At 46.4% G+C, this 13,393-nt stretch carries 12 protein-coding genes and 1 pseudogene; 11 read left to right on the top strand and 2 right to left on the bottom strand.

Features of this window, described 5'->3' with window-relative positions:
- Positions 1-16 precede the first annotated feature (16 nt).
- Complete coding sequence (locus J8Z23_RS20050; RefSeq protein ID WP_012842382.1) at positions 17-1,057, top strand: hypothetical protein; 1,041 nt, start codon at positions 17-19, stop codon at positions 1,055-1,057.
- Positions 1,058-1,145: 88 nt separating this feature from the next.
- On the opposite strand, the gene J8Z23_RS20045 is transcribed toward J8Z23_RS20050, so the two are convergent.
- Positions 1,146-3,776 (bottom strand): DUF2339 domain-containing protein, encoded by a 2,631-nt coding sequence (locus J8Z23_RS20045; RefSeq protein WP_434635838.1) that lies wholly within the window; start codon positions 3,774-3,776, stop codon positions 1,146-1,148.
- Between the two features lie 448 nt (positions 3,777-4,224).
- Between J8Z23_RS20045 and J8Z23_RS20040 the strand changes: the two genes are divergently transcribed.
- From J8Z23_RS20040 to J8Z23_RS20025, 4 genes are all read left to right on the top strand, one after another.
- Positions 4,225-6,024, top strand: coding sequence for a cation:proton antiporter (locus J8Z23_RS20040; protein ID WP_048624717.1), 1,800 nt, complete (start codon positions 4,225-4,227; stop codon positions 6,022-6,024).
- Positions 6,025-6,262: 238 nt separating this feature from the next.
- Entirely contained in the window at positions 6,263-7,282 is a 1,020-nt protein-coding gene (fni, locus tag J8Z23_RS20035; RefSeq protein WP_434635828.1) for a type 2 isopentenyl-diphosphate Delta-isomerase, read from the top strand.
- Positions 7,283-7,473: 191 nt separating this feature from the next.
- Positions 7,474-7,737 (top strand): DUF3012 domain-containing protein, encoded by a 264-nt coding sequence (locus tag J8Z23_RS20030; RefSeq protein WP_005395285.1) that lies wholly within the window; start codon positions 7,474-7,476, stop codon positions 7,735-7,737.
- A gap of 280 nt (positions 7,738-8,017) precedes the next feature.
- Positions 8,018-8,416: a GFA family protein gene (locus J8Z23_RS20025; protein WP_005395284.1), complete on the top strand. Its 399-nt coding sequence runs from the start codon at positions 8,018-8,020 to the stop codon at positions 8,414-8,416.
- 96 nt (positions 8,417-8,512) lie between these two features.
- Here the strand turns inward: J8Z23_RS20025 and J8Z23_RS20020 are convergent, their stop codons facing one another.
- Positions 8,513-8,863: a rhodanese-like domain-containing protein gene (locus J8Z23_RS20020; protein WP_182034404.1), complete on the bottom strand. Its 351-nt coding sequence runs from the start codon at positions 8,861-8,863 to the stop codon at positions 8,513-8,515.
- A 270-nt stretch (positions 8,864-9,133) separates the two neighbouring features.
- On the opposite strand from J8Z23_RS20020, the gene J8Z23_RS20015 reads away from it, so the two are divergent.
- From J8Z23_RS20015 to J8Z23_RS19990, 6 genes and pseudogenes are all read left to right on the top strand, one after another.
- On the top strand, positions 9,134-9,424 hold the full coding sequence (locus J8Z23_RS20015) for a co-chaperone GroES (RefSeq protein ID WP_005373989.1): 291 nt from the start codon (positions 9,134-9,136) through the stop codon (positions 9,422-9,424).
- Between the two features lie 33 nt (positions 9,425-9,457).
- Positions 9,458-11,056 carry a chaperonin GroEL gene (gene groL / locus J8Z23_RS20010; protein ID WP_114323457.1) on the top strand — a complete coding sequence of 533 codons (1,599 nt, stop codon included), beginning with the start codon at positions 9,458-9,460 and terminating at the stop codon, positions 11,054-11,056.
- 105 nt (positions 11,057-11,161) lie between these two features.
- Entirely contained in the window at positions 11,162-11,371 is a 210-nt protein-coding gene (locus J8Z23_RS20005; RefSeq protein WP_005395278.1) for a hypothetical protein, read from the top strand.
- A 152-nt stretch (positions 11,372-11,523) separates the two neighbouring features.
- The gene (locus J8Z23_RS20000; protein WP_006741319.1) at positions 11,524-12,495 is read left to right on the top strand and encodes a leukocidin family pore-forming toxin; all 972 of its coding nucleotides are present in this window, start codon (positions 11,524-11,526) and stop codon (positions 12,493-12,495) included.
- 134 nt (positions 12,496-12,629) lie between these two features.
- Positions 12,630-12,959 (top strand): annotated as a pseudogene (locus tag J8Z23_RS19995) (LysR family transcriptional regulator); the annotation flags it as partial.
- A gap of 59 nt (positions 12,960-13,018) precedes the next feature.
- A complete protein-coding gene (locus J8Z23_RS19990; RefSeq protein ID WP_434635837.1) occupies positions 13,019-13,390 on the top strand; it encodes a VOC family protein in 372 nt (123 codons plus the stop codon).
- Positions 13,391-13,393 lie beyond the last annotated feature (3 nt).

The following is a 13,393-nucleotide window of genomic DNA, read 5'->3' as shown; positions in this document are numbered from 1 at the left end:
GTTAGGAAGTTCTTTTATGGTAATGAGTACAGTAGAGGTTAGACCCCATAGCATACGCTTGGGTGGGCAAGAACAAGCCTCTATCATGCCGACCCGTTCTGCAGACTCAAGTACTGCAATTAAACCGCGCCCGGCGCAAGTTCAGGCTGACACTGCGTCAGCCTACTCTGTCTCTGGGATTCAACTGACCCAAGGTCAGCAGCAAGCGACGGCAGTGCAGATCGCATCGAAATCGTTGCAGGTGATTGGCAAAGAGCTGACTCAAATTAAACGTGGTTTGACGCAAGCGGTGAATCAAGGCGTGCAAAATGTACCTGGCTTGCAGGATACATTGGTTCGTTCTAAAGCCACCATTCAGAACGTTGTGGAGCATGCTCGTTTCGACGGCCAGAAAGTGCTCAACAACGAACTGCATTTAAAGCTAGATAAAGCAGACATTCGTCGCTTTTCTATTCCTGGCTTGAACGTGCATCGCTTAAGTGACAAGGCTGAGCAAATTCGTTTGGATTTCCCTCAGGGTCAAGCGGTAATGATTCAGTTCGATGGACAAGCCGATGGTGCTCGAACTGTCAAAATGCTTGACCGAAGCTTGATTGCTTTAGGGATGCGTGCCTCATTAGCTGACGATGGCAGCATTTTATTTGAAGCCAGAGACAACGCTTATCAGCAAATGCAGCAGAAAGTGATGGTTACGGGCGAAGGGCACCGTTTTCCTGCGGGCCAGCCGAACGTTCTAAATCTAAAGTCAGAGCCAGATGGTATTGCAGAACTTGGGTTTGATTTGGCATCACGCGATGGCATGAAACAGACGATTGCCAAAGTGAACCAGCATCTAAGACAAGTGCAAACGAGCTTGCAGGAAGCGAAAGCATTTCATGGAGAGTTGAATACTCAAATGCGCTCAATTCAAAATAAAACCGCGCAGCTTTCTGTGGATGATGTGAATGCAAAACTGGATGGTTTTGTGCAGAAGTCTGGTGAGTTCACCTCGACTTTTCAAGCGTTGAATGCACAAGCAAACGTGCGCCGTCATACGGTTGTTGCGTTGCTAAAATAACGAACACTCCAATGATTCCCGGCTTTGCATCGCTATCGCCCCCCAATAACGAGAACGGTGCATTGTCGGGAATCTCTCTTTAATTCGTTTATGGTTCGAGTGCTTTTGCCACCGAGCGATTCAATTTCTGGAATAACCACCCAAGCGCGATTAAAGATGCTCCTAAACCTAAGAAGCTGATTGCTCTCCAGAACCCATCCAGAGAGCTAACATCCCATAAGAATACTTTTAGTGCGACAAAAGCTAAAACCACTAGACCCACGCGCTGCATCATCAACCCTCTGTGTGTCACACCGCGCCAAGTAAGCAATCCACCCACGAGCAAACCTGCTACTGAATAACTGAACAGTTCTGCCATGCTGGTCGGTTGGTACAGCATCATGGATGTGGTTTGCCAGAATTGACGGATAGACATACCTAACCAAATAGCAGCGAGTGCAAAGCCTAGGCTAGCAACCGCAAATCGATGAACCTGTAACGTATTCCAGCCTCTAAAGGTTGCGATAAGTAGGATGCAAGCTGGCAGCAACCAGCCGACGCTTAGCATATTAATGACGGGAAGAGCTTGGGCTGAGACGTTGTCAGTCACCAATGGCGACTCTGCCGTATTAAGCAAAATTATCAGCAATGCGAAGGCACACCAAAGCAGGTAGCTGTAGGCTTCATAGATGCGGCTTAAGCGTTGTGCAAATTGGCTACGGTAGCTGTACACCAAACCCATAACCAACGCTTGGTTAGCAAAAACGATGGCGCTTGTGAAATCAAGGTGTCCCAAATAGCCGTACTGCCCAGTTAACCAGTAGTTGGTTTGGGTGAATAGCGCCATTAAGAATACATGCAAAAATGCGCCTTCAAACCAGTTGGTCAGTTCGAGGTCCACTTGCTTTAGCGTGGCTCGAGCATAGAGCAGGATGATGAGAGACGGTAGGTAACTCACAATAACCCAAGCCCAATGTCCTGCTTCTACGGGTTGCCATTCAGGGATGAAGGGTAAAAGTGTGAGGCGGATGACCAGTATCCCCATCGCCACTTTAATCGCCCAACTTGCGGGGCGAAATAACCCTGATTGCGTCTGTAGCGCCATTACCGTAACTTGTATCGAGATTGTTGTCGTCAACCAGGTATCGCTTAACCAAACAAAGGCGACGCCTACGATTAAAGCGTGCATGACGGCAGAACATTCCAATGCTAGCGAATGTAAGCGTTGACCAAGTACAACGTAATAAACGGTCACCAATGCGCAGAATGCAGTCCAGTGCCACAGGTAGCCTTGCATAAATTCGTCGACATAAAACAGCGTAATCAAACTCATTGCTGGAGCCAGTACTAACAGAAGTACGCCGCTAAGTTGCGATCGGTCACTGAGTGACTGGAAATAAGTTCGACAGCAGATCAGTGCAATACTAGTGGCCAATGCGAGTAAGATACTGGCACCATGTTCTGGCATATACAAAGCGTCAAACGCGACAGTGAGGACAACAAGTGCGGTCGCAGAGACCAATATGGAAGGCAAAAATACGCGCAATGACCAACCTGTGCGAACCGCTGGGAGCCATACTGTCGCAACGAGCAGCGCATAACAGTACACCATTTGCAGTGTGTCCAATTCTGGCATTCTGGTGACAGCCGAAAAGGTCAATAACGCAATCGCGATAGAGGTAGCGGTCGGCGGATTTGTCCACTTATTCTGGCAGTGATGATAACGAGGATTGAGTGTCCAACCCAGTCTTGGAACGGCGAAAATAAGATAAAGAGTAATGGAGAGATAAATAGCCAGCCAAGAAAAAAGCGTCTCAAGTGGCATGCTTTCAATGAGCAACAGCATCCAAACAACATGTGGAAGCGCGATGCTTGGAGAAATCCATGCACTACGCACTTTTTGCATTAGCAATGTTGCCGCGACCGAGATCGCGCTGATATACCCAGCTAATAAGAAGTAATTAGGCTCGCTTCCACCAATCCATAACGGTGCGGTATATCCACCAATCAGACCAAGCACCGCCATCAACGGCCCTTGCTGTAAAGATAGAGCCAAGCTGCAAAATGCGGCAGCGGCTAAGATGATAAGCGAGACACTAGGTGTCAGCATTTGATAAACAACAAACGCAAAGATAACCGTGCAGTAAATGCCAGTTAGCCCGGTTCCGGTAACGGCGGCAGGCACATAAGTAAAGCCTTGGGCTCGTGTTGCTCGTTGAGGATTTTGTTGTTCTTTGCGGTGGAACCATTCGCCAACAAGCACCATAAGTAACGAGAGTACAAACGCAAAGGACACACGCATAAGTGGCGAAAACTCAATGTGACTACCAATAACCTGTACGAGATACCCCCCACCAATTAGCATTGCCAGCGCGCCCACCCAAACCAACCAGTTTTCTTGAATGTTGCTAAACAGACTCTGCACTCTACTTGGCAATATAGACTCTTGTTCTTGACTAAAAACGTCCAGTTGAACTTCGCTTGTCTGGTATTGAGCTTGATGTGTTGTGTTTGGATAAGATGCTCGGTCGGTAATCGGGTCATGCTCCTTAGAGGATGAGGAGTTTGCTTCTTTTGCTACCTCTTCAACGCTGGATTGTTGGCGCGTTGGTTGGTTCGAGTCCTTATTTAGACTGACTCGCAGTGATGTTACCTCTTCACGAAGTTTGGTTAGCTCTTTTTCTAAAAGTGCTGCTCGGTTGGCGGCTTTCACTCCGATGAGGATGGCGAGCAACGCCATGAACAGTGTTAGTATTACGTACAATCCATTTCTCCCTGCGTACGTCGCGTGACACACGATTCTTAACTTTGAGCACGTACGCTAAAGCTTAGTCCAAGCGCTTTGCCTTAGCTTCATATAGTGCTAGGTTCCGCGCTTTCTTTAAGAATCATTCTACATAATGAAACTCAATGCGTAATGATGAATTCGACGAAGCGACATACTTGTGTGTCACTTTAAGATCTGATGAACAGAAATGAGTCGTTAAGTCATTGGGGTTCAACTATATTCATAATTCTGATGCGATACCCAAGTGACCTCAAAAATGTGCATTTCAGAGGCATGCTGTCGAAGAGTCGAAGGTAAGCCGTTTAGTCTGCATGCCAAGTCATGCTTATTGAACCGCACGCCCGAGGTTATTTGGGTATAGCGCATTCACGCGAAAAAAGACAAAACAGGTAAATGATTAATGCAAGTGGGTAATGAAGCGCTGGTGCTATCAGCGGTTGGGGTCATTGGTTTAGGTTGTCAGTGGTTGGCATGGCGATTGCGCTTACCAGCGATTTTATTTTTGCTGCTAGCCGGGTTGATTGTCGGGCCATTTATGCAGTGGTTAAACCCAGATGAGATTTTAGGGAATTTGCTCTTTCCGTTGGTTTCATTGGCGGTTGCGGTGATTCTTTTCGAAGGCAGCTTGACCCTAAACTTTAAAGAAATTCGCGGTGTGAGTGGCTCAGTCTGGAGTATCGTTTCCATCGGGGCCATCATTTCGTGGGCAGCAACCAGTATTGCGACGCACTATTTCCTCGGTTTTACTTGGGAGCTCGCCATGTTGTTCGGCAGCTTAACCGTGGTAACAGGTCCGACGGTGATCGTGCCACTTCTTCGGACGGTAAGACCCAACAGTACGCTTGCCAATATTTTGCGTTGGGAGGGGATCTTGATTGATCCACTCGGTGCGCTTTTTGTTGTGATGGTTTATGAGTTCATCGTATCGCACAGCGCGATAAATAGCGCCGAAGTGTTCGGGACGCTCATTGCCGTGGGCGTCATTCTTGGTGCAGCCTCTGGCGCAGCAGTCGCGACGATTATGCGCCGTGCGTGGCTACCGGAATACTTGCAGCCATTTGCAGTTTTGATGATTGTGCTTGGCGTATTTTCCGTCTCCAACCATATCGAGTCTGAAGCCGGATTACTCACGGTTACTGTAATGGGTATGTGGCTTGCCAACGCAAAGGGCATCAATATTCAACAAATTCTGCACTTTAAAGAGCACTTGACCATATTGCTGATCACCGGCCTATTTATTTTCCTTGCTGCACGCATCAGCTTGGATGATTTTGCTGCGCTGGGTAGTGGCGCGTTATTGCTGTTTGTATTTATGCAGTTGGTGTCGCGTCCGTTGTCGATTTTCCTCTCAACCATCCGCAGTAACTTGAGACTTAAAGATAAACTGTTCCTGTCTTGGGTTGCACCGCGCGGTATTGTCGCTGCCTCTATTTCGTCTCTTTTCGCGATCAAATTGACCGAATACGGTATTGATGAAGCGATTTTACTGGTTCCTATGACCTTCATGGTGATCATCGGAACGGTTGTTTTACAAAGTGCAACGGCACGTCCTGTCGCATTGATGTTGGGCGTCGCGGAGCCAGCGCCACGCGGCTTCTTGTTGATTGGTGCTAACCGAGTAGCAAGAGAAATTGGTCAAGCGTTGGCACGCTATGACCGCCGCATATTGATGACCGATTCTAACTGGGAGTACATCAGTCAAGTTCGTATGTTGGGGCTGGATTACTACTACGGGAATCCGATTTCTAGTCACGCAGATGACAATTTGAACCTGATAGGGGTGGGACAAGTAGTTGCATTAACACCTGACCAGCATTTCAACATTATGGCTTGCATGCAATTCGTCGACGAGTTTGGTGAAGATAAAGTTCACTGCTTGCAAAAAGTGAAAACCAACGGCAATGGTAGCGAGAAGCACTCCGTGGCTCAGGAGTACCACGGTAAATTGCTGATGGGCGGTAACGTAAGCTATACCCAGCTGGCCAGTTTGTTGAGCCGCGGTGCAGAGATAAAACACACGAAATTGAGCGACAACTTTACGTATCAAGACTATTTAGCGCACCACAAAGGGAACTCGGTAGTGCCGTTGTTCCACGTTGAAGAAAAAGGGAAAATTCAATTCTGTGATGATCCTGAGCAGTTTGCTCCAACCACCACAAGCACCGTTGTGTCTCTGATTCTGTCAGAAAACGCAAAGTAAATTAGAGAAGTATGCGGCTCTTTTTATCGTGGTTTCTCGCACGCTGATTACTTCAACTTGGAGAAACACTCGCCTGCTTGTTTAAAACAGAAGGCGAGTTTCTCTTTCTATAATGTCAGAGTAAGTCGTGATTCATTACTGGTTTCGGAAAAGTAATCTCGTGAATTCAGAAAATTCGCATTGACGTTACTGATAAGGATCGCAATACTGCGCGACTGTTTTACTTTAGGGTGACATTATGGCTCCGCAAACTAACCGAAAAGATTTACATCTAGACGCTGTTTTACATCATGACATGAGCATGAAGCATAAAACGGCGGGCTTTGAGTCTGTCGAGTTTGAACACTGCGCGCTGCCAGAATGTGACTTTCAGGCGATCGACCTGTCGACAGAGTTTCTTGGCCACCGACTGGCGCTGCCGTTTTTGATTAGCTCGATGACAGGTGGAGCGAAAGACGCTGAAGTGATCAATTGTCGTTTGGCTGAAGCTGCCAGTGAATTAGGCATTGCGATGGGCGTGGGGTCGCAGCGTATTAGCTTAGAAGAGCGCCAACACGCAGGTCTAGGTAAAACCATTCGTGATTTAGCCAAAGATGTGCCGCTTTATTCCAACCTTGGAGCCGCTCAATTGCGCGACAAAGGTAAACTTGATAATGCGCAGCGTGCGGTTGAATCCATTCAAGCGGATGCGTTGTTTGTACACGTAAACCCAATGCAGGAAGCGTTTCAGAAAAATGGCGACCATAATTGGACTGGCGTCTTACACGCTATCGAGCAGCTTAAATCTCGCGTGAATGTTCCGATCATTATTAAAGAAGTCGGTTTTGGTATTAGTGGTCACGTTGCGCAGCGATTGGTTGACGCCGGTGTGGATGCCATTGACGTAGCGGGCGCGGGTGGCACAAGTTGGAGCGCGGTTGAAGGCTATTGCCAAGATAACCCGAAAATGCAGCGTGCAGCCGAGCTTTTCCGCGATTGGGGCATCCCAACGGCAAAATGTTTGACTCAAATAAGAGCACAGCATCCTACATTACCTTTGATCGCCTCAGGTGGTGTGCATAACGGACTTGAAGCGGCGAAAGCCATACATTTGGGCGCCAATCTCGTTGGGCAAGCGGGCGCAGTCTTGAAAGCGGCTACCATAAGCACTCAAGCGGTGGTCGAGCACTTTGAGCAAATGGCGTTAGAGTTACGTTTAGCATGTTTTGGCACGGGTTCTTCTAAGATCAGTGCATTAACGCAAGCGCGCTGCTTATAGGTGTTTATGGTGTCATTTACGCAGCTTGGCTCAATAATTTTTCGGTGTCTTAACACGTAGACTGATAATTTCGTTATAGTTGATACAAAAGTCACTTCAACAAGTGACTGCTTAGTTCAACAGTTGAATGGGCATTTGTTGAAGCGATTGAGTTTTATTTTAATATTGTTTGCAACTGGAACCTTAAATTTATGAAAAAACTAGTCATGCTGATGTTGGCGGCTTCTGCTTTAACCGCTTGTAGTGATGAAGTGGGCACTGAAGGCTGGTGTAACGACATGCGCGATAAGCCAAAAACAGAATGGACAGCAGACAACGCAGTAGACTTTGCGAAGCACTGTGTTCTTCAAGATGGTGTGGGCAGCGAGCAATGGTGTGAGAACCTGAAAGATAAGCCAAAAGGTGACTGGAGTGCAAACGAAGCCACCAGCTTTACTAAGCACTGCATTTTCTAAGCACTACACTTTCTCAACACGGCGTCTCTTATTAAGAGCGATGACTGTGTTAGACAAAATATTAAGAAAACACCAAGCGTCTTGCTTGGTGTTTTTGTATCGACAATAGCTTGAGCTCTCATGTGCTGAGCACACCTATCTTTCCTCTGAATAGAGTGTTTTACATTTTCGTTTCATTTTTGAAAACCTGTATTACCTGCCTTTAATTTTTCGCATTGCAGTGGCAAGGTGTCGGTGTATTCGTCTAATTCAATTAGATTCATAACAAAAAGGGACTCAAATGGAAGTACTCAAAGGCTCATGTCTGTGTGGTAAGGTGAAATTGGAAGTGGCAGATGAATTCAAGTACATGGGAAATTGCCATTGCTCGGAATGTCGAAAATTTACTGGCTCTGACTATTCATCGGCGGGCGGTATTGCTCTAGATAAGTTGCTCATTATCCAAGGAAAAGAGGATATTCAAACTTATCAGAAAAGCGAAAATACCATGTTATGTTTTTGTCGCCATTGTGGATCGAGCCTGTATTCGAAAAAGAACAATGGGATTGTCAATATTCGCCTAGGTGTCTTGGATGATGCTCCATCCCACAAGCCAAATTTCCATATTTTTGTCGCGTCCAAAGCGCCGTGGCTTGAGATATCGGATAACCTGACTCAGTTTGAGGCCGGGCCCAAATAGAGTAGTAGCGGAAGAGATTTATTTAGTAACAGAGGGCGTTGCAATAAGTCTGCAACGCCCTCTGCACTTTTATTTTTGAAATTAGAACAGAGATGATTATTTGGCGTCTTGCAGTTCTTCTAAGCCACCTGCATTGTGCAGATTCGTGAACCCTTGCGATTGCAAATATTGATACGCTTTACCAGAGCGATTACCACTGCGGCAGTACAATACGATCGCTTGATCTTTATCGACGTCTTGGAAATGTTTATCAAGCTCAGATAGAGGGAAATTGACCGCATTGTCTAAATGCCCCTCAGAGAACTCTTGCGGCGTGCGTACATCGACAATCATTGCGCCTTTCTCAATCAGTTGCCACCCTTGTTCAGCACGCTCAGAAGCCGCCACGTTGGGAGAAAGCAAGCCAACGCACAATGTTGCAAGAAACAGAGATACGACCTTTTTCATTGTTTGATTATCCTTTTTAAGAGTATGTAACCACTCTAGATTTGATTGAACACATTTTCCATAATAAAGATGGTTTTAAGTGGTCGTAAATGTCAAAAGTTTCGATAGAAGTTTTTATTCAATTCAATAAAAAATTTTTATGAAATCCACCTCTTGAACTCCAATTTTTCGACCTTATTATTCTCATCGAAAGCGAGCGGTCGACTCGCAAATCCATCTTGATGTTTATTCTGTCTTTTATTTTTGGTTCCAAGTAGGAGGCACTTAAAAATGAAAATTCGTCCTTTAAATGACAAGCTAATTGTTGAAAGACAAGAGGTGGAAAATAAATCTGAAGGGGGAATCGTTTTAACTTCTCAGTCGGTGAAAAAATCAAACCGTGGGAAAGTCATTGCTGTTGGTTTAGGTAAACGCCTTGAAAATGGCGAACGCGCTGCGATGGAAGTCAAAGTGGGCGACCAAATCATTTTCAATGACGGTTACGGCGTGAAAACCGAGAAAATTGACGGCGCAGAATACTTGATTCTGTCCGAATCTGATGTGTTAGCAATCGTTGAGTAATTATTTTTGTAGTAGTTTTTTGAGGAGATAATTATGGCTGCAAAAGACGTATTATTTGCTAATGACGCACGTCAAAAAATGCTGAAAGGTGTGAACTTACTGGCGGACGCAGTAAAAGTGACACTAGGCCCTAAAGGCCGCAACGTTGTGCTTGATAAATCTTACGGCGCGCCAACCATTACCAAAGATGGTGTGTCTGTAGCGAAAGAAATCGAACTGAAAGACAAGTTCGAAAACATGGGCGCACAAATGGTGAAACAAGTGGCGTCCAAAGCGAATGATGAAGCGGGTGACGGTACAACGACGGCTACTGTACTGGCGCAATCTTTCATCAACGAAGGTCTTAAAGCGGTAGCTTCTGGCATGAACCCAATGGACCTAAAACGTGGTATCGACAAAGCCACTGAAGCGGCGGTTGAGAAACTACGTGAAATGTCTAAGCCATGCAGCGACAAAGAATCCATCACCCAAGTGGGTAGCATTTCTGCAAACAGCGATCGCGCGATCGGTGAAATCATTGCAGAAGCGATGGAAAAAGTGGGTCGCAATGGCGTGATTACGGTTGAAGAAGGCCAAGGTCTAGACAACGAATTGTCTGTGGTTGAAGGTATGCAATTCGACCGCGGTTACTTGTCGCCATACTTCATCACTAACCAAGAAAATGGCAGCGTAGAGCTAGACAACCCTTACATCCTATTGGTGGACAAAAAAGTCAGCAGCATCCGCGAGCTATTGCCAGTGCTAGAAGAAGTGGCGAAATCTTCTCGCTCACTATTGATCATTGCTGAAGATATCGAAGGTGAAGCGCTAGCGACATTGGTTGTGAACAACATGCGCGGCATCGTGCGTGCGACTGCGGTGAAAGCACCTGGTTTTGGTGACAACCGTAAAGCGATGATGGAAGACATTGCGGTACTAACCGCAGGTACGGTCATCTCTGAAGAAATCGGCCTAGAACTCGAAAAAACAACGCTAGAGCAACTAGGTAGCGCGAAGAAAGTGACCATCACCAAAGACACAACAACTATTGTGGGTGGCGCAGCAGAAGCAAGCGCGATTGCTGATCGTGTGGCTTCGATTGAAAAACAAATCGAAACAACCACTTCTCAATACGACAAAGACAAGCTTCAACAACGTGTTGCGAAGCTTTCTGGCGGCGTAGCGGTGATCAAGATCGGCGCTGCAACTGAAGTTGAGATGAAAGAGAAGAAAGACCGCGTGGACGATGCGCTACACGCTACTCGCGCAGCGGTTGAAGAAGGTATTGTTGCTGGTGGTGGTGTTGCCCTAACTAAGATCGCGAAAGAATTGGCGGATCTAAAAGGTGACAACGATGACCAAAACGTGGGTATCCGAGTTGCGCTACGTGCGATGGAAGAGCCTCTCCGTCAAATCGCAACCAACGCAGGTGACGAAGCTTCAGTCGTAGCGAATGCTGTCAAAGCGGGTGATGCCGATTACGGTTACAACGCTGCAACAGGTGAATACGGCAGCATGATCGAAATGGGTATCTTGGACCCTGCGAAAGTAACACGTTCAGCGCTTCAATTCGCGGCGTCTGTTGCTGGCTTGATGATCACGACTGAAGCGATGATCACCAACCACGTTGAAGACAAAGAACTTGATATCTAACGTTATCAATCGTTAGTGATTAAGTAGGCGTTAAAACAACAATAACATTGCAAAACCTAAGCGGGCTCGCTTGAGCCCGCGAATCAGTCATTTGAGGTAAGTGTTATGACCCGTTTACCTGCGTTTTCTTTCTCAATATCTGAGCCGAGCGGTAATGAAGCTTCGTCAACGTGGCCGACGGCTATTCACTTCCCCCTCGTTCCAGCTGGGCCAGAGTTTTCGATCGAAAATGCTCTGCCTAAACGTCCGACAGTGACGATATTCACTATCGATCTGTCTCAGTTATTTAAAGGGGACGCACGGGTCATTCATTAACTGCATCGAAACAGCCAGCGTAAGTTGGCTGTTTTTTTCATTTCTGGGTGTAGGTCAATTATTGATAATGTGAATCGTTTTCGTTTGATTGTCGCTACTTGTTCAATGTGTTAGCTTAAATTGGGACTGTTCCCAAGTAAGGTAATAAAATAATGAATAAGAAAATACTGCTTCCCTTAATGTTAGGGATTTCCGCTACTGCCGCTGCTTCTGATAACAAGGTTGTAGAAAGTGTCTTGATTGATGACATCGCGCTAGAAGGTTACGTGAAGAAAAGCTATGAGGTCGTGATGCAAAGCGAGCCTGAGCTTTTCCCGTACGCGTTTCGTGGTAGCCGTGTGCAAATGAAGTTACTGGTTGAGTTATTCCATAATTCAAAGAACGACAAAAAAGCGGCTCGCGTGATCACTCTAGGGAATGGTTATGTACCAGGTAATCCGGGTGTAAAACACACTTACGATGCTGCGATTGTGGACCGTTTTACTCAAAACTACCCAGTCGCGTTCGACTACAGTATCTATCAAGCTGGTGGCACGCCGGTATTTAGTGAGGATTACTCACCGCAAAACGAAGCCAATGATGTTTCCGTATCGACAACCACGGTTGCTCCGTCTATCGGCTTAACCGCGACTGCAACACCGGGCTCGGCACCAAGTTTTTCTGGCTCGTTGACGACCGACTTAGGTGTGGCTTATACGTCTCGCTACTCAAGTAAGGATTACGTCACCGCAGCCAAGCCAAAAGCTTCCATGGAACGCGGTATGGGCGTTAAGTGGACCACCTCTCTTAGCCAAATTTACACCAACGACTACCAGTACTACGGTAAATGGGCGGGCGTTTACCACTACACTGGTTGTTCAAACGAAAACCTATTACCAGAAGAGAACTTGCCGCGTTTGATCTACGGTTTCAAACCGAAATTCCAGTATGTGTTCACTCCAGAATTTGAGCGCGGAGAAGAGCCAAAAACGGAGATGATCGCACGAGCTGGCATGAAAGAAGTTGAAGAAGGTTTCTCTCGCAATGCGTGTAACTGGTACGATCAAGGCACAACGAGCCACTACACTGAGGCACAAATTCGCTTCACGATTGATTGGGATACGCTAACCGTTATCACTCAATAAACGTTTCACTTATCAGACCGAAGGTTTGTGGATTGTCATGCGGCTCTAGTAGCCGCATTTTTTATGGTCGAAATCTGATCGCAGCGCATTAAGTCTTTAAGCCCAGCATCGCGCCGAAAATGACCAATCCCGACCCACATGCTTGGGCGGATTGGCAGCAATCAACACGTTGTAAAACCTTCAACGGCAACACTCAGCAATCATTTGCGCATTTTTATTTTTGCATACAAGCCTCGGTGGATAGCTTAGGCTCGGCGATGGGATCGTATCCTTTTGTCATGGACGATATTAAGCGTGGTAATTTGGTCGCACCATTTGGTTTTGTGCTATCAGGTTGCAATTACGTTTTATTGAGTCATGATAAAAAGCGTACAGAACTCGAACATAAATTTATCACGTGGTTACAAACGCAAATGGCAGAGTGTGTACCACTGTCATCACAGCAGATTACGCAAGGCGAATAGAAGGCGTAGAGCGTGATTACGTCAGTCAGTTTGATGGAAAAGGTCTTAGGAAATTGGAAATGGAAAACCTCAATATTGTTGAAATCAAATCATTTGTTCCAGCGAAAGATTACGCGCTGTCAAAACGTTTTTATGAGGCGATAGGCTTTGATATGGCGTCAGACTTCGGTGATGTGGCGTACTTCTCTCAAGGTAGTTGCGCGTTTCTTTTACAGAATTTTTATGAGCCAAAACACGGCAACAACTTCATGATGCACTTGCTCGTAGAAGACGCAGAAAGCTGGCATCAGCACTTATCCAAAGTGGGCCATGAGGAATTTGGCTCGCGTTTGACTGAGCTGGTCGAGCAACCTTGGGGCATGCGCGAATGTTGTTTGTTTGACCCTAGTGGCGTTTTATGGCGAATCGGTCAGAACATGAATACTGACTAACGC

Origin of the sequence: Vibrio sp. SCSIO 43086 (assembly GCF_051132235.1) — a bacterium.
In the GTDB taxonomy this organism is placed as follows: Bacteria; Pseudomonadota; Gammaproteobacteria; order Enterobacterales; family Vibrionaceae; genus Vibrio; species Vibrio diabolicus.
Note: the sequence above shows the minus strand (reverse complement) of the source record. Positions and strands in the feature narration are given on the sequence as shown.

Coding starts and splice junctions, on each gene's coding strand:
- J8Z23_RS20000 (WP_006741319.1), top strand. CDS start 11,524: ATGAATAAGAAAATACTGCTTCCCTTAATGTTAGGGATTTCCGCTACT.
- J8Z23_RS20025 (WP_005395284.1), top strand. CDS start 8,018: ATGGAAGTACTCAAAGGCTCATGTCTGTGTGGTAAGGTGAAATTGGAA.
- J8Z23_RS20040 (WP_048624717.1), top strand. CDS start 4,225: ATGCAAGTGGGTAATGAAGCGCTGGTGCTATCAGCGGTTGGGGTCATT.
- groL (WP_114323457.1), top strand. CDS start 9,458: ATGGCTGCAAAAGACGTATTATTTGCTAATGACGCACGTCAAAAAATG.
- J8Z23_RS20030 (WP_005395285.1), top strand. CDS start 7,474: ATGAAAAAACTAGTCATGCTGATGTTGGCGGCTTCTGCTTTAACCGCT.
- J8Z23_RS19990 (WP_434635837.1), top strand. CDS start 13,019: ATGGAAAACCTCAATATTGTTGAAATCAAATCATTTGTTCCAGCGAAA.
- fni (WP_434635828.1), top strand. CDS start 6,263: ATGGCTCCGCAAACTAACCGAAAAGATTTACATCTAGACGCTGTTTTA.
- J8Z23_RS20045 (WP_434635838.1), bottom strand. CDS start 3,776: ATGGCGTTGCTCGCCATCCTCATCGGAGTGAAAGCCGCCAACCGAGCA.
- J8Z23_RS20015 (WP_005373989.1), top strand. CDS start 9,134: ATGAAAATTCGTCCTTTAAATGACAAGCTAATTGTTGAAAGACAAGAG.
- J8Z23_RS20020 (WP_182034404.1), bottom strand. CDS start 8,863: ATGAAAAAGGTCGTATCTCTGTTTCTTGCAACATTGTGCGTTGGCTTG.
- J8Z23_RS20005 (WP_005395278.1), top strand. CDS start 11,162: ATGACCCGTTTACCTGCGTTTTCTTTCTCAATATCTGAGCCGAGCGGT.
- J8Z23_RS20050 (WP_012842382.1), top strand. CDS start 17: ATGGTAATGAGTACAGTAGAGGTTAGACCCCATAGCATACGCTTGGGT.